Annotated in this window: 14 protein-coding genes; 6 read left to right on the forward strand and 8 right to left on the reverse strand. The window is 46.7% G+C overall.

The annotated features are described in order from the left end of the window. Nucleotides 1-72 precede the first annotated feature (72 nt). The 3 genes from urtA to H0S56_RS13785 all read right to left on the reverse strand — a co-directional run bounded on the left by urtA (nucleotide 73) and on the right by H0S56_RS13785 (nucleotide 4,187). Nucleotides 73-1,353 carry an urea ABC transporter substrate-binding protein gene (gene urtA, locus H0S56_RS13775; protein WP_195725314.1) on the reverse strand — a complete coding sequence of 427 codons (1,281 nt, stop codon included), beginning with the start codon at nucleotides 1,351-1,353 and terminating at the stop codon, nucleotides 73-75. A 358-nt stretch (nucleotides 1,354-1,711) separates the two neighbouring features. Continuing rightward, nucleotides 1,712-3,592: a DNA topoisomerase IV subunit B gene (gene parE / locus H0S56_RS13780; protein WP_005261524.1), complete on the reverse strand. Its 1,881-nt coding sequence runs from the start codon at nucleotides 3,590-3,592 to the stop codon at nucleotides 1,712-1,714. Between the two features lies 1 nt (nucleotide 3,593). Then, nucleotides 3,594-4,187, reverse strand: coding sequence for a YqiA/YcfP family alpha/beta fold hydrolase (locus tag H0S56_RS13785; RefSeq protein WP_195725315.1), 594 nt, complete (start codon nucleotides 4,185-4,187; stop codon nucleotides 3,594-3,596). A 246-nt stretch (nucleotides 4,188-4,433) separates the two neighbouring features. Between H0S56_RS13785 and H0S56_RS13790 the strand changes: the two genes are divergently transcribed. Further along, nucleotides 4,434-5,765, forward strand: coding sequence for a PGAP1-like alpha/beta domain-containing protein (locus H0S56_RS13790; RefSeq protein WP_044108803.1), 1,332 nt, complete (start codon nucleotides 4,434-4,436; stop codon nucleotides 5,763-5,765). A 53-nt stretch (nucleotides 5,766-5,818) separates the two neighbouring features. Here H0S56_RS13790 and H0S56_RS13795 read toward each other — a convergent pair whose 3' ends face one another. Together H0S56_RS13795 and gshA are read right to left on the reverse strand one after the other, a co-directional pair. Then, nucleotides 5,819-6,346, reverse strand: coding sequence for a disulfide bond formation protein B (locus H0S56_RS13795; RefSeq protein ID WP_195725316.1), 528 nt, complete (start codon nucleotides 6,344-6,346; stop codon nucleotides 5,819-5,821). 18 nt (nucleotides 6,347-6,364) lie between these two features. Continuing rightward, on the reverse strand, nucleotides 6,365-7,942 hold the full coding sequence (gshA, locus tag H0S56_RS13800; RefSeq protein ID WP_148335210.1) for a glutamate--cysteine ligase: 1,578 nt from the start codon (nucleotides 7,940-7,942) through the stop codon (nucleotides 6,365-6,367). Between the two features lie 211 nt (nucleotides 7,943-8,153). Here gshA and H0S56_RS13805 point away from each other — a divergent pair, with 211 nt between their 5' ends. Genes H0S56_RS13805 through H0S56_RS13815 form a run of 3 tightly spaced genes read left to right on the forward strand, consistent with a single transcriptional unit; the run spans nucleotide 8,154 to nucleotide 10,610 of the window. Further along, nucleotides 8,154-8,693 (forward strand): DUF924 family protein, encoded by a 540-nt coding sequence (locus H0S56_RS13805; RefSeq protein ID WP_004281270.1) that lies wholly within the window; start codon nucleotides 8,154-8,156, stop codon nucleotides 8,691-8,693. Between the two features lie 52 nt (nucleotides 8,694-8,745). Next, a complete protein-coding gene (locus tag H0S56_RS13810) occupies nucleotides 8,746-9,297 on the forward strand; it encodes a CC0125/CC1285 family lipoprotein (protein WP_004647203.1) in 552 nt (183 codons plus the stop codon). Nucleotides 9,298-9,308: 11 nt separating this feature from the next. After that, nucleotides 9,309-10,610, forward strand: a complete 1,302-nt coding sequence (locus tag H0S56_RS13815) for a DUF445 domain-containing protein (RefSeq protein WP_195725317.1) — start codon at nucleotides 9,309-9,311, stop codon at nucleotides 10,608-10,610. Between the two features lie 82 nt (nucleotides 10,611-10,692). Here the strand turns inward: H0S56_RS13815 and H0S56_RS13820 are convergent, their stop codons facing one another. Next, complete coding sequence (locus H0S56_RS13820) at nucleotides 10,693-10,980, reverse strand: DUF2798 domain-containing protein (protein ID WP_004281267.1); 288 nt, start codon at nucleotides 10,978-10,980, stop codon at nucleotides 10,693-10,695. Between the two features lie 258 nt (nucleotides 10,981-11,238). Here H0S56_RS13820 and argS point away from each other — a divergent pair, with 258 nt between their 5' ends. Both argS and H0S56_RS13830 read left to right on the forward strand, forming a co-directional pair. Beyond that, nucleotides 11,239-13,029: an arginine--tRNA ligase gene (argS, locus tag H0S56_RS13825; RefSeq protein WP_195725318.1), complete on the forward strand. Its 1,791-nt coding sequence runs from the start codon at nucleotides 11,239-11,241 to the stop codon at nucleotides 13,027-13,029. A 305-nt stretch (nucleotides 13,030-13,334) separates the two neighbouring features. After that, nucleotides 13,335-13,949 (forward strand): SPOR domain-containing protein, encoded by a 615-nt coding sequence (locus tag H0S56_RS13830; RefSeq protein WP_100329531.1) that lies wholly within the window; start codon nucleotides 13,335-13,337, stop codon nucleotides 13,947-13,949. 233 nt (nucleotides 13,950-14,182) lie between these two features. Here H0S56_RS13830 and asd read toward each other — a convergent pair whose 3' ends face one another. Next, the gene (gene asd, locus H0S56_RS13835; RefSeq protein ID WP_100329532.1) at nucleotides 14,183-15,034 is read right to left on the reverse strand and encodes an archaetidylserine decarboxylase; all 852 of its coding nucleotides are present in this window, start codon (nucleotides 15,032-15,034) and stop codon (nucleotides 14,183-14,185) included. Further along, nucleotides 15,031-15,879, reverse strand: a complete 849-nt coding sequence (locus H0S56_RS13840; RefSeq protein ID WP_195726096.1) for a sulfurtransferase — start codon at nucleotides 15,877-15,879, stop codon at nucleotides 15,031-15,033. Before H0S56_RS13840 ends, asd begins: the two co-directional genes overlap by 4 nt. Nucleotides 15,880-15,958 lie beyond the last annotated feature (79 nt).

The following is a 15,958-nucleotide window of genomic DNA, read 5'->3' on the forward strand; positions in this document are numbered from 1 at the left end:
GAAGTTTTCCGTGGAGAGTAAGAAAAAAATCAGAGGATGCCTGCTACGGCTGTAGCAGGCAAAAGATAGGTATTATTTAGGAATGTACGGGCTCCAAGGCTCTGCTTGAATAGTTTGAGATGTTTTGTAGACCACATCAAACTGACCATCACCACGAATCTGGCCAATCATGACTGGCTTGTGTAAGTGATGGTTACTTGCATCCATTTTTAGGGTATAGCCCGATGGTGCTTTGAATTCCTGACCTGCCATCGCTTCACGGACTTTATCGACCTCTGTAGAACCTGCTTTTTCAACGGCTTGCTTCCACATATTAATCCCGACATAGGTCGCTTCCATTGGGTCATTGGTCACCAGTTTGTCAGCATTTGGCAGTTTGAATTCCACCGCATACTGCTTCATTTTGTTGGTGAATTCGGTATTGACCGGATTCTTCACTGACATGAAATAGTTCCATGACGCCAAATGACCCACTAATGGCTTGGTATCAATACCACGCAGTTCTTCTTCACCTACCGAGAACGCCATCACTGGAATATCAGAAGCTTTAATGCCCTGATTACCCAGTTCACGATAGAATGGTACGTTGGAGTCACCATTGATGGTTGAAATCACTGCGGTCTTTTTACCAGCTGCGAATTTTTTCACATTGCCGACAATGGTTTGATAGTTGCTATGACCAAATGGCGTGTACTCTTCCATAATGTCCGCATCAGCCACGCCTTTAGACTTTAAGAAAGCACGTAAAATCTGGTTGGTTGTACGTGGATACACATAGTCTGTACCGAGCAGAACAAAACGCTCCGCTTTACCGCCCTCTTCGCTCATCAAGTATTCCACGGCTGGAATGGCTTGCTGATTAGGTGCAGCACCGGTATAAAAAATATTTTTGGATTGTTCCTGGCCTTCGTACTGTACAGGATAGAACAATAAGCCATTCAGCTCTTCAACCACTGGTAAGACAGATTTACGTGATACCGACGTCCATGCACCGAAAATTACCGCGACTTTGTCTTGGGTAATCAGCTGACGTGCTTGCTCTGCAAAAAGTGGCCAGTCTGATGCTGGATCGACCACCACAGGTTCCAGTTTTTTACCCAGTACCCCACCCTTGTCATTGATTTCCTTAATCGCCATTAAGGCCGTGTCTTTCAGTGAGGTCTCAGAAATTGCCATGGTGCCGGACAATGAATGCAGGATCCCGACTTTAATCGTATCGCCGCTATCTGCGACTTTGCTTTCCGCGGCCGGGGCTTCTGCTTTTTCAGCAGATTTTGAACACCCCGTTAATGCAACAGCCCCTGCCATGGTTGCGGCTAAAATACTTTTTGAAAATAAATTGCGTTGGAACATCAGATTTTCTCCAAACTTTATGATAGTGCATTTTTCATGCTTGTCTTGTTGTACATCTGGATGGAGTGATTCAATTTCTGTGCCAAGGCTTCAAAAAATAAAAAAAATTAATTTAACTGATCTCATTATTCGTATTATGAATCATGAATTTAGTCATACTAAAAACACTTAAAGCCCTATTGCAATGTAGAACTCAGACTCAACTTTAAATAAGTTGCATAAAGACCAATCAAAATATGCCAAAACTAAGATAGAAGATGATGTACAAATAAAGTGCAGCACCTTGAATATTTTTTGCACTGTTTTAAAACAAAAAATCCCGCGCTTGCGGGATTTTTTACTGCTTAAATTCGATAGTTTAAACCACCAAATCTGCCAGATTACCTTTTTGCTCCAACCAGTCTTTGCGGTCACTGGCACGCTTTTTCGCCAAAAGTTTATCCAGTAACCCTGCGGTATGATGAGCATCATCCAGATCCAGTTGCACCAGACGACGCGTGTTTGGATCAAGCGTGGTTTCACGTAACTGACTGGCATTCATCTCGCCCAGACCCTTGAATCGGGTGATTTGCGGATTCTTGGTTTTGCATTTTTTCAGGATGCTATTCAGCTCATCTTCATCCAAAGCGTAGTGCACATCTTTATTGTCATCAATACGGAATAATGGCGGCATCGCTACAAATAAATGCCCTTCCTCGACCAGTGTAGGAAAATGCTTTACAAACAAGGCACACAGCAAAGTCGCGATATGCAAACCATCCGAGTCGGCATCCGCCAGGATACAGACCTTGCCATAACGCAGTTCAGACAAGTCATCCGAACCCGGATCAACGCCAATGGCAATCGCAATATTGTGTACTTCCTGCGATGCTAGAACTTCGTCAGAAGAGACTTCCCAAGTATTCAGGATTTTTCCACGAATTGGCATAATCGCCTGGAAGTTCTTATCACGCGCCTGCTTGGCCGAACCACCCGCAGAATCCCCTTCCACAATAAACAGTTCTGACTGATCCAGATCATGGCCTACACAGTCCGACAGTTTCCCCGGCAAGGTTGGACCCGCGACAATTTTCTTACGTTCTACTTTTTTCGCTGCTTTGAGACGGCGACCGGCTTTGGAAATGGCCATTTCTGCCAGTTGCATGGCGATGTCAGAATTCTGGTTCAACCATAATGCAAAGGCATCTTTGGCAATATTCTGCACAATCCCTGCTGCTTCACGGCTCGACAGACGTTCTTTAGTCTGACCTGAGAACTGTGGCTCCTGGAATTTCAGCGACAGGATATAGTTGACGCCGTCCCAGACATCTTCGGCAGAGAGTTTCATATTCCGCGGCAGCAAATTCCGCAGTTCACAGAACTCGCGCATCGCATCGGTGACACCTGAACGCAGACCATTCACATGGGTTCCACCTTGTGCGGTTGGAATCAGGTTGACATAAGATTCCTGGACGCTTTCTCCGCCTTCGACATTCCAGCAAATCGCAAATTCTGCGCTGGCGCGCTCTGCGTCACCTGTGGCGACAAAAGCCGGTGCCGGAATAATTTCACGGTCTTCCAGCTCGTCCATCAAATAGTCGACCAGACCATTTTCAAACTGCCAGGTGATCTTTTCATCATTGATCTGATCAACATAGTTGATCTGTAAGCCCGCCGCCAAAACAGCTTTGGCTTTGAGATTATGTTTTAAAGCTTTGAGGGCAAATTTAGGAGAATCAAAATATTTGGCTTCAGGCCAGAATTGTACCGTAGTTCCTGATACCCGTTTCGGTGCCTTACCTGCCAGTACTTCAAGCGGTGCAACCGGTTCGCCATTTTCAAAGGCCATTCTGTACAGGTTACCCTGACGCTGAACTTCGACCTCTACACGGGTCGAAAGCGCATTGACCACTGAAATCCCGACGCCATGCAAACCACCGGAAAACTGGTAATTATCGGTGCTGAACTTACCGCCGGCATGCAGTTTGGTCATGATAATTTCAATACCGCTCTGGCCATATTCAGGGTGAATATCCACCGGCATACCACGGCCATTGTCTTCGACTGATAAAGAACCATCTTTATAGACCGTGACGGTAATCTTGTTGGCATGCCCTGCCAGTGCCTCATCGACAGCATTATCAATCACTTCCTGTGCCAAATGGTTGGGACGAGAAGTATCGGTATACATGCCCGGACGACGACGGACCGGATCCAAACCAGATAAAACTTCAAGAGATTGAGCCGTATATTGAGACACGTTATTCGGTTTCCTTTTTTATGCAGTCCAATAAAAACTGTAAGACGAATGGAATTTTTTCCGCAAAATCATCCATCCCGTGACTGCCATGCGCTTCAGTCATCAGCATTCCAGGGGGATGCGCAGCACTATAATAACGATGTGCTTCACGATAATCCAAAACTTCATCGCCTTGTTGCAGCAGAACCAGTATTTTGTCTGCATCTTGTGCAACAGGCAGGGCCAATTGCTGCAGTTGTAACAGATCTGCCTCATCCAGACACCAGTTCGGATGGACTTGATAAGGCAGTTGCTCGTCAAACAGTTCACGAAACAGTTGCCATGGTCGCATTGCCGGATTGATCAGTACAGCAGGCACAGCATGCTGTGCGACCAGATGTGTCGCATAAAATCCACCGAGACTGCTGCCCAGTAATACCACATTATGCATCGATTCAATCAGTTCAGAAACATGCGCAATGGCAGCGTTCGGTGACATGTTTAAATCGGGTAAATGTACCTGAATTTCAGGATACTTTGCACAGTAATGTTGCAGCAATTTCCCCTTGATCGAGTTTGAATTACTCTTAAAACCATGCAAATAAATGATATTCATGAACTACCAACAAAAAACCCATCAATCATCAAAATTTAATTTAAATAATGTGAAGTACACTACGTTATAAGACCAGTTAATTGCTTAAATTGTCTGACAAAAAAGCCCAAAATCTTTTCTCATTCTCGTTATTTTAAGCTGAGGCCCTCAAAATCCGGAAACTCAACAAGAAAAAGAATTTATACCGCGAAGTTCTTTAAAAAGAAAGATGGCACCACATGCGGCTCATTGAAAGGACAGGATCAGATGCCAAGTTTGACACCGTTACATGAAACCTATTGTCGATGGGATCGAACCCCGCCGAGTCAGGCCGATGTACTGGAAGGTCTGGCGCAGCTGGTAACGATGCGCTTTAACGATGTGATCCAGGAGCTGATCAAGAGTATTCAACGCGAAATTTTAATGAGTATTTTCGGTTTAAGTGAAAATAATTCTGAAAAAATTCAGAATATTCCGTCGATTGTGCGGCTCTATCAAATGTCTTATGACATGCTGTTTCATTACGGCAATACCCTGATTGCCCCTGCTTTGCGCCAGATTATTGAACGCTTTCCTAAACTGCATAATAAACCGCTGACACCTTCCTTGCATTTTCTGGTCAGTGTCTTAAATGGCATTATCGGGGATTATCTGCTGAAATATCAAAACCCTCTAGCCCTGCCGATGGTGATCTATGACCATTATGGCTCGCTGCAAAAAGGTGAGCTAAGCGGTCGTATTACTTTGTTTGTACATGGCTTATGCATGAACCATTTAGACTGGTCAAATCGCAAATATGAAGGCATTGGGGCAAAATTACTGGCGCAGCGCGACCGCAATACCATGCTCTACCTGAATTACAATACTGGACGCCGGATTTCTGCCAATGGTCGCAGTCTGGCGAATACCTTACAGGATCTGGTTGTTCGCAATCCTAGAATTACCAGTATTGACCTGATCGGCCATAGCATGGGTGGACTGGTGTCACGCAGCGCACTGTTCTATGGCAAGCAGAATGTGTATAGCTGGGTCAACATGGTGGAGAATCTGGTCTGTCTGGGTTCACCGCATCATGGTGCGGTACTGGAACGTTTTGGTTTTAGCTTGCAGGACAAACTCGGACATTTTCCACTGATCCGGTTGCTTGGCCATCTGGTCAATATTCGCAGTAACGGTATTCTGGATTTACGCCATGGCAGCGTCCGGGATGATGACTGGGAGCATAATCCGCTACGGATCGGCTTTATGGATGATCACCGTAAACCTGCCCCAATTCCCTCGCATATCGATACCTATCTGGTCGCCGGTACCATCGAGTTTGAAAACCGAAAAAACAAGACCTTACATGTAATTGGTGATTATCTGGTCAGTATTAAAAGTGCTTTGGGCGAGCATCCCAATCCGCGTTTCCAGCTCAAAGTCCCCGATGCAAACAAGGCGATTTTTTACGGCCTGAACCATTTTGAAATTCAGTATCATCCGCTAGTGGCCGAGCAGGTGGCGCGCTGGTTCTATCCAAGTGTAGAAGATGAAGCCTTTGATCAGATTCATGAATATGTGATGGATCTGGACAGTCTGGAAGGCATAGCCCTGACCTAAACTGAAGCAAATAAAAAAGCCCTCGATTGAGGGCTTTTTTATTAAATACGGAATTAATATTTATCTCTGAGTCGTTTAACCGGTGCCTTTTTATATTTACGCAGTAGTTGCCACAGGCTAATCAGCAATAAAATACTGAAAAAGATCAAAGACCAGACAGGCAAGGATTGACCCAAGAAGGTCCAGTCAATCGCGGCACATTCCCCTGAACCATTTAAGACCTGTTGCAGTACAGACTGCATCGGCAGGGTTTCCAGCCAGTATTCCAGACCGGGACCACAGCTCGGCACCTGATCCGGGGGCAGGTTCTGTAACCAGACATGACGCACAGCCACGCCCACAGACCACAAAATACTGAGCGAACCCAGCAAGGCATATAGCCGCTTCATGAGATTAGATGCGGGATTATGCAGGAATGCGATCAGTGAGATGATCCCGAGTCCGATTAATCCGACACGCTGAAACACACAGAGCGGACAAGGCGCCAGACCTTGTACATGCTCAAGATATAAGGCAAATGCCATGCCGATGACAGCAGCCAGAAACAACATACCACTCACGAAGCGATAACCCCATTGCATGGTGAATCCCCTTATTTTTTATCGATATTGGGCTAAATAATCAGCAAAACTGATGCTGCTATCTTGCTCGAGTTGCTGTTGCTGCTGCAATGACTTTTGTGACATTTCTTCAAAATAAGCCAGTGTTTCCGGACTGAGCTGATGTTCTTCATAGACACTGCTGTGCTGCTGGGCCAGATGTTGGCCAAAATGCCACATCCCGCCCTGTTCACGCGTATCACCCACCACCAAGGCAGACAAGGTGGCATCGACTTCATCGACCCGGATCATCATGGTTTTTAATGCATCGGTATAGAGAGTACTGTCATAGGCCGAATTTAACAGCTTGGCCAAGGGATGCATGCGCTGCAAATGTATGGCACACCAATCCTCAATCGGATAAGACTGGCCATTTTCCATAATTGCGGCATTTGGCGCACGACCACGGTTCACTACTTCGGCCTGATTCTGCTCAATAATATCCTGTTCATCACTGAGTAGTGCCGGACTATCTTGCAATAAACAGTACAAGGCTACCACTTCAAGGAAACCGGCCGTATCTTCATTAATGCCAATCGGGCTGTATGGATTGACATCGACTGCGCGCAGCTCGACATAGGCAATCCCACGATTTTCCAGTGCCTGTGACGGGGTTTCACCCGCGAGTGGCACCTGTTTCGGGCGCACTAAGCTGTAATATTCATTTTCGATTTGCAACACATGATCATTGATCTGGATCGGCTGGCCATTGGCATCATCTAGTCCCAGACGACTAAACGGTTTATACGGCGTTTTAACGGCTTTTTGCAGTCCGTCCAGATAGTCCTGCAAATTATTGTAGTGAATACCGAGCTGTTTCTGCGCAGAGTTTTGATAGCCAAAACGTCCCATACGCAGCGCGGTCGCATAAGGCGAATACAAAGTGCCTTTCACCAATGGCAGCAAGAAATGATCACGGCCAGTCATAAAGCACTGGCAGACTGCCGGACTGGCCCCGATCAGGAACATCACCAGTGGGGTCAGACGAATAAAGTTACGGATCAGGCCCATATAGCGATGGCTGCGATAATCCTGCAAGCTCAATGCTTTCAGCGCTTCGTCCTGTTCCTGCTGTTGCAGTGCCTCGAAGAGATGGTCCGGGAAAGACAGGTTGTAATGCACGCCTGAAATCGTCTGCATACGGCGGCCATAACGCACACCTAGACCATGACGATACAAGGTTTTAAACAGACCGATATTCGAGCTGCCATATTGTGCCAGCGGAATGCTGTCATCGCGGCTGTCCAGCATACACGGCATCGACAAAGGCCAGAGCTTTTCATCATTTTCCAGATGACGATGCACAATCGCATGAATATCGCTGAGATAGTCCAGCGCTTTTTTAATACTGTCCTGTGGCGGAGTAATAAACTCCATCAACGCTTCAGAATAGTCCGTGGTGATATGTGGATGAGTCAAGGCTGAACCCAAGGCACGAGGATGCGCTGCCTGTGACAGGAAACCATCACTTTGCATACGCAAGCTTTCACGCTCGATACCACGCAGCATGCCTTTGATGAGTGACGACTCGACCCAGGTCGGTAATACATTTTGGGAAGTCGATTCAGGTTGACTCATTACAATCTCGCTTAAGGGGGCTAAATTATTAAATTAAAATCATCGGTTTAATCAGTATAACGTGATTTCGCGCCGGCATATGACAGGCTGCCTAGTTTTCAGGCAAACCATTGATTTTTAATTTGGCAAATTTTTAACACAAACTTCCTCTATAAGACATGGAAAATTTGTGATTTTATTAACAAATAGATGCTAATGAATTGTAAATATTATGAATTATCAAGATATTTTAGACTTTTGGTTTCATGCGGACAGCCAGCCCTTATGGTTTAGCCAAAGTCATGAATTCGACCAAAGTATTGCGCAGCAGTTCATGAGCACCCATCAGCAGGCAGCCCAGGCTGAACTTTGGGGCTGGCGTAAAACCGCAGAAGGCCGGCTGGCCGAAATTATTGTGCTAGATCAATTTTCACGAAATTTATTCCGTGATTCTCCCCAAGCTTTCGCCCAAGACAGTCTGGCACTGGCCTTGGCTCAGGAAGCCATCAGCCTGAACCTGGATCAACAGCTCAGTCCGGAACAGCGTGCCTTTCTGTATATGCCATTTATGCACAGCGAATCCAAACTGATTCATGAATTCGCCTTAAAACTGTTTCAGCGTCTGGGCAATCCGACCAATCTGGAATTCGAGAAAAAGCACAAGGTCATTATTGACCGCTTTGGACGTTACCCGCACCGAAACCAGATTCTGGGTCGTGCATCGACCGATGAAGAACTTACTTTCCTGACCCAGCCCGATAGCAGTTTTTAAGATTTTTTAAGACCGGCTGTCTGGACTGGATCATTGCATCAGGAGATCGAACATGAAAAACATGCTACTGGGATTGAGTATGATTGCTGCCATCAGCCTGACTGGCTGTGCAACCACACCCTCAAAGCCCTTAACATTTGATCAGTTAGGTCGCTACAGTACCACTCCCCTCAACAGCAACACTTACCGTATCAGCTTTCAGGCTCGCCCCAATATGAGCTTTGGCACAGCTGAAGAAATTACCCTGCTCAAAGCCGCACAGACTACCGTACAAAATGGCTTTCAGTTCTTCAGAGTACTGAATGATCCAAGTAACCGTACTCAACAACCCCCACGGCAGGCCATCGTCTATCCGGCGCCGAGCTTTTATCCGTACGGATATTACCGCCGATATCCAGGGTTCTGGCCAGACCCATTCTATGATCGTCCTTATACCGTGACTCTGGATCCTGCCCAAGTAGCCTATACCATTGAATGCTTCAAAGCCAATCAGGCGCCTCAAGATGCCTTTGATGCCCGCTTGATTTTACAGTCACTTGGGGCTAAATATGGTTTAAGTCCATCCGGTGCAGTGCTGCAACCGCAACCGGCCAATCCCTCCTGACAGGATGATCTATGCAGACAGAGAGTATCTCCCCGAGCTTACAACGCAGTAAACGTTTCGCGACCATCGCCCTGGTGGTCGCCGTACTGACCTGGTTGGCACTGATGGTGGCAGCCAAACTGCTACCTGAATATGTCTGGCTCATTCATATTCTGATGCTCTCGGCAGAAGCGGGTGTGGTCGGTGGACTGGCGGACTGGTATGCGATTACCGTGCTGTTTCGTAACCCTTTTGGCAGATTGCCCATTCCCAAGTTTTTACGCGACCATACCGAAATCATTCCACGTAATAAGGCTCGTATTGCAGAGTCGATGGGCCGTTTTGTGCAGGAAAATTTTCTTTCTCCGCAAATTGTACAACGCAGTCTGGACAGTACCGACCTGAGTCTGGCTGCAGGACGCTGGCTGGCCAATCCACAAAATAATGCCCAAGTGACTCAGGTCATTCAGCAAACGGTTCCTAAAATCTTTGAATTTGTCGGACAGGAACAGATTGCCGGCTTTATCCAAAGCAACAGCGTGCAATGGGTCAAAAATACCCAGATCAATACTCTGGCCAGCGAAATGCTGCATGCCGTTCTGGACAATGATTTCCATCAGGATGTGCTACAGCGCGGACTGGATGTGGTGCATGCCTGGATGACCTCGCATCCGGAACAAACCCGCGAGCTGACCCGTAACCTGTTTAAGGAAATGGGCGTGTGGAAACTGGCCAAAGGCGCCAGCTGGATCGGGATTGACGTGCAGCAACGCAGTATTGATTCCGTGATCGGGCGCGTTGAAGCCATGCTGGCCGATCCAGATCATCCGTGGCGACTTAAAATTGAGAGCATGGGACATAGCTGGATGTTGCAGCTGGCAGATAATGACAGTGAAGCCAGCCAGCGTCTGAATGAAACCAAAGATGCCTTACTGGATAGTCCACAGGTACTGAATTTTATCAGCGGTGCCGTGGTGATTTTATGTGATGCAATCAAGGAAGATTTGCAAAAACCTGATTCGGGTATTGCGGAAAATCTCAGAATTGCCATTCAACAGGTCGGAGAAAATATCATCTCGAATGCTTCGGTTCGTGAGCTGCTGAATAAACGTTTGAGCTCTATCGCGGTTGACCTGAGTGACCAGTACAGTGAAAAAGTGATTCGCTTTATCAGCGAGCGTATTCACGAATGGGATTCAAGCGAGATGATCGACAAGATTGAAAATGAAGTCGGCGGCGACCTGCATATGATCCGGGTCAATGGGGTCGTGGTCGGTGCCTGTATCGGTCTGGTGCTCGGGATTATCCGGGCGGCAGTGGAACATTTAATTTAAAGATGAGGCTATTCGCCACATATAGCCCCCGCTTTTAAAATGCCCAAAAATTGACTCCAGCCAGATCAAATTTAAAGATTGATCACTTTGGTGGCTGGGGGCCGGACATATCCACCAATAACCCAGTGAATTTGCGCACGAAAGGCAATAAGGTCACCACAATCGGAAAGGCAATCGCCCAGGAAATCATCCAGTTATGAAACCAGAGTGCTATAAATCCATCAATCCAGCCGAGATTACGCAGCATATTGATCATGGAAATAATGCCACTCATCAGGCAGGACAGGATAAAAGGCACAATAATCAATGCCCATTTTGCAGGAAGTTTAGGAATATGACCGATAATGGTCGGACGTTGTGATGCAGCCACGACATGCTCTTTTTACTGTTTTCAGATGACTAATATAAGCCAAATTCTATACGGTGGAGTATTGTTTTTTTCATCTGAATCATAGAGCTTAAACTGGTCTTATTTTCATGGGATTAATCCGTTGATTTTCCCTTTCTTTAGTCAAAAACTTCTGATGAAGTGATCCTCTACTTTTGATTCCCTAGAAATGCTTTTACCTAAACAGCCTGAAATTTGCTATATTTGCTGTTTTTCTGCGATCTCTATTTTCGACTGATTATGAATACGGCAATACAAGCAGCTCTCGATCATGCAGTGCACACTTTACAGGCACAAGGCGTACTCCCATCTGACTGGAACAATACAAGTAATTTGACGCGTACCAAAGACCGAAGCCATGGTGACTTTGCGTCGAATATTGCCATGATCGCGTCGAAAGCTGCGGGTATGAAGCCACGTGATTTAGCGGAAAAAATTCTTGCTGCCCTGCCTGAAGTGGCGGATATCAGCAAGGCAGAAATTGCCGGTCCTGGTTTTATTAACTTCTTCCTGAATGCCGACCAGCGCTTTGCAGTCCTCGATCAAATCCAGGCACAACAGGCGACTTATGGCCGCACCCAGGTCAATGCGGATAAACGTATTCAGGTTGAATTCGTGTCTGCCAACCCGACCTCTAGCCTGCACGTAGGTCATGGTCGTGGTGCTGCGTATGGTATGACGGTTGCGAACTTGCTTGAAGCGACTGGTGCAAAAGTAGATCGCGAATACTATGTCAATGATGCTGGCCGTCAAATGGACATTCTGGCGACTTCGACTTATCTGCGCTACTTAGAATTAACGGGTCAGGAACTGGTATTCCCGAAAAATGCCTACCAGGGTGACTACGTAAAAGAAATCGCACAAAGCATTATTGACCAGGATGGCGATGCTTATGTTCGTCCTGTGGCTGACGTGTATAAAGACGTGCCTGAAGATGTACAGTTTGCAGCTGAATTAGATGCTGATGGCAATAAAGTCGTCTTGTCTGGCGATAAAGAAAAACACATCGATGGTTTGATCTTTAATTCACAAGCGTTAATTGGCACAGGCTACCGCGTATTCTTGCAAGCCGCGCTTAAAGCGATTCTGGATGATATTAAAGATGACCTAGGCGAATTTGGTGTAACCTTCAATCAATGGTTCAGCGAAGAATCATTGACAGACAAAATTGAAGAAGCCTTACAGACCTTAGATCAGCGTGGTTTCCTGTATGAACTGGATGGCAACATCTGGTTCAAATCCACTGCATTCGGTGATGAAAAAGACCGTGTCGTGAAACGTCGTAATGGTCAGACCACTTACTTCGCGTCTGACATCGCTTACCACCTGAACAAGTTACAACGTGGCTATACCGATATCATCGATATCTGGGGTTCAGATCACCACGGTTATATCGCACGTGTAAAAGCGGCCATTGATGCGCTGGGCTATGACTCGAAAAAATTAACGGTTCTTCTGGTTCAGTTCGTGAGCCTATGGCGTGGCGGCGAGATGGTACAAATGTCATCCCGTTCAGGCCAGTTCGTGACTTTGCGTGACTTGCGCAAAGAAGTCGGCAACGATGCTGCACGTTTCTACTACGTAATGCGTAAATCTGAACAACACATCGACTTTGATCTGGACCTGGCTGTATCGCAAAGCAAGGACAATGCCGTGTATTACATCCAGTATGCGCATGCCCGAATCTGCCGTATGCTGGAAAAAGCGGCCTCTACAGGCGTGACCTTTGATGCGACGGCAGCACGTAGTCTGGCGGCCCGTCTGGAACTCGATGCTGAAGCCGAAGTGCTGGCCAAACTGGCGGCATATCCAGAAATTCTGGTACGTGCTGCAAACAGCTATGAACCACATCAAATTGGTAACTATCTGAAAGAGTTGGCAGCTTTGTTCCACGGCTGGTACAACGACAATAAAGTATTGGGCGATGATGCTGAATTGACTCAGGCACGTTTACTGTTATCGGTAAATGTTCGCCAGGTACTACGCAATGGCCTGGAACTTCTAGGTGTGTCTGCGCCTGAGAGCATGTAAGCAAAGCACCGCTTTGCATGCTCGCAAGGCGAAAGCTTCGCTTGAGTAAGCATGTATAGATTGTTTTGCATGCTCGCAAGACAAAAGCTCTACTCGAAGCCACAACGAAAACGGTTGTTGTAGCGATTCAAAAATACCTGGCAAATTCTGCCAGGTATTTGAAAAACAGCTCAAGTATAAATCTGGTGTGCAGTTTGATCTAAATAATGACATTTAGATCCGAATCACATAGGATGAAATAATAGTCAGGCATTACTGCGGTGATGCCTTTGCTATGAGGCCACCCCATATAGAGGAAATTCCAAGTGTTTGGAAAAACGCAACGCGGTGTATCTGAAAGACCGAATAAGCCTAAAAAGCCACTGATTCCGACCTGGCTCGGCACACTCGTGATCATTTTAATCGTGTTAAGTTTTTTAATGGCACTGATGCTGTGGAAGCCATGGGAACCGGTTAAGCCTCAAGTGCAGACCAGCTCTGAGCATCTTCAGGAAGAAGATACCAATAAAGACTACCGCTTTTACGATTTGTTGCCACAACAACAAGTGACTCCGATTCCTGAACAGGCTGTACCAGAAACCAAAAGTCAGAATGCTGTAGTCATTGTAGAAGCGCCTCGACCGGAAGTGCCTGAACCTGTAGCCAATCCCGAACCTGGCTTAGAAGCCAGCGAAGCACCAGTTGCAGCTCCGGCCAGCTATATTCTGCAGGTCCGCAGTTTTGATGATCCGGATCAGGCCGATGCGCGCCGCGCGGAAATTATTCTGAATGGCCTGTCTGCCGATGTGGTCAGAAGCGTAGAAAATGGCAAAGTCTGGTATCGTGTGGTTTCAGGACCTTATGACTCTGCAGAAGCGGCGATTATCGCGCAGCAAACCTTGCAAAATAGCGGGATTGATTCAATTGTAGTGAAACGATAAATTTCTAGAAATAAAAAAAGCGCCTGATGGCGCTTTTTTAGTTTTTCAACTCCTCCCTTTTTTAAAGGGAGATTGGGAGGGATTAGCTAAAATTAAATTCCCTTTGGAAAACAGGAAGCTCCCACTCCTTCTAGGAGATGAAACGTATTGCTTTGAATTAAAGCGCAAGAGGCGGAGATTAAATGTTAAATCCCCCTTTGAAAAAGGGGGAAGCAACAAGAGGCTTAAAATATTTAAACTGTATGTCCTAGCGCTTCACCCATATTCACCAGAGAATTGGCCTTGAAGGCTGCATCCCACTGCATTTTATTTTCTTCAAATAAAATCACCGCAGTTGAACCGAGGTAGAAACGTCCCAGTTCGGCGCCTTTTTCCAGGAACAGATCATGCTGGTTTAACTCGATCCGGCCAGAAGGTTTAACCTTGCCGGTGGCGACGGTTTCAATACCCGCCACGATCATCGCGCCAACCAGCACCACCGCCATACGGCCGATTTCAGTATCAAACAGGCAGACCATGCGTTCATTGCGGGCAAACAGGCCCGGAATATTTTCTGCCGTGACCTGATTGACCGAGAACAGCTCGCCCGGTACATACAAGGTTTCAGTTAATGTACCTGCAAATGGCATATGCACACGGTGATAATCACGTGGCGACAAATACACCGTCGCAAACTCGCCATTTTTGAAAGGTTCAGCCAGTTGCGGATCAGCAATCAGCGCTTCTACAGTAAATTTTTGACCTTTGGCCTGAAACACATCACCATTTTCAATTTTACCGAGCTGGGAAATCGCACCATCTGCTGGCGAAACAACGCTACTGGCATCTGGATCAACCGCGCGGATGCCTTCTTTCAGGGCTCGGGTAAAGAATTCATTAAAAGATTTGAACTTCAGGGCATTGGCCTGTTCAGCAATCGACATATCAATGCCGTACTGGGCCTTAAAGGCGCTAATCACAGCCGTTTTAATAATCGGGTTTTCGCTGGCAGCAATTTTGCCGACCACGCGAGACAAGCGATGTTGCGGTACTAATCGTTGAGCTTTAATAAAAAACTGTTGTTTTAAACGTGATGTGATGCTCAAGATGGCACCTCCCCTGTAGCGATTGGACTATTGAGGCGGTTGCCCCATTCACTCCACGCACCATCATAGGCTCGAATTTTCCAGCCCAGTAAGCGGCCCAGAATATAGGCCAAACCTGAGCGATGATGGGACTGGCAGTACACCACAACCGGCCGATTCAAATCGAAGCCCAGTTGTTCCAGACGCTGCTGAGTACGTGGTAAAGGCTGCAATTTTAAATGATTTTGCCGGTTAAGGGCAGTACTCCATTCAAAATGACGTGCTCCCGGAATGTGACCACCGCGTCGCGCTGCCAGACGCAGACCAGTATATTCATCTTCAGTGCGGCAATCCCACAGTTGAACTTCTTGCTTTTCAACAAGCTGGCGCAATTCATCATACCCAATCTGAAACACGGCTTTTTGTTCGAGATTTACCGGAACTAAATGACTGACCGGGCTAAATATTTCCTGAGCGGAAGAGGTCGGCAAACCGGCACCAAGCCAGGCATGAATCCCGCCATTCAATAAACTGGTATTTTCAAACCCTAGACAATGCAGATTCCAGAGTAAACGTCCGGCCCATGCCCCGCCCTCATCATCATAAGCCACCACATGATGCTCAGGCGAAATGTTCAGATAAGCAATCAGCGCCTGCAAGCCGTCGATGTCCGGCAATAAGCCCATGCTATGTTCTTCCTGACGAACCAGCAGCTTGGGTTGCAGATGCAGGGCATGCGGAATATGCAGTTGCTCGTATACCGAAGCCCGGCTGAGGTCAACAATACGAAGCTTTTCATGGCCCAGATAGGGAACTAAATCTTCTGCCTCAATCAGCAGGCCAAAATTAAAGGCTGAAGCGGTCATCGGTATCATGGCTATTCTTGGTCAAATTACCTTGATCTTAGCACAGCTCATTTTTAGCTTTATGCGGTTTCTTTTAAGA

This window comes from Acinetobacter lwoffii, assembly GCF_015602705.1.
Classification (GTDB): Bacteria; Pseudomonadota; Gammaproteobacteria; order Pseudomonadales; family Moraxellaceae; genus Acinetobacter; species Acinetobacter lwoffii_E.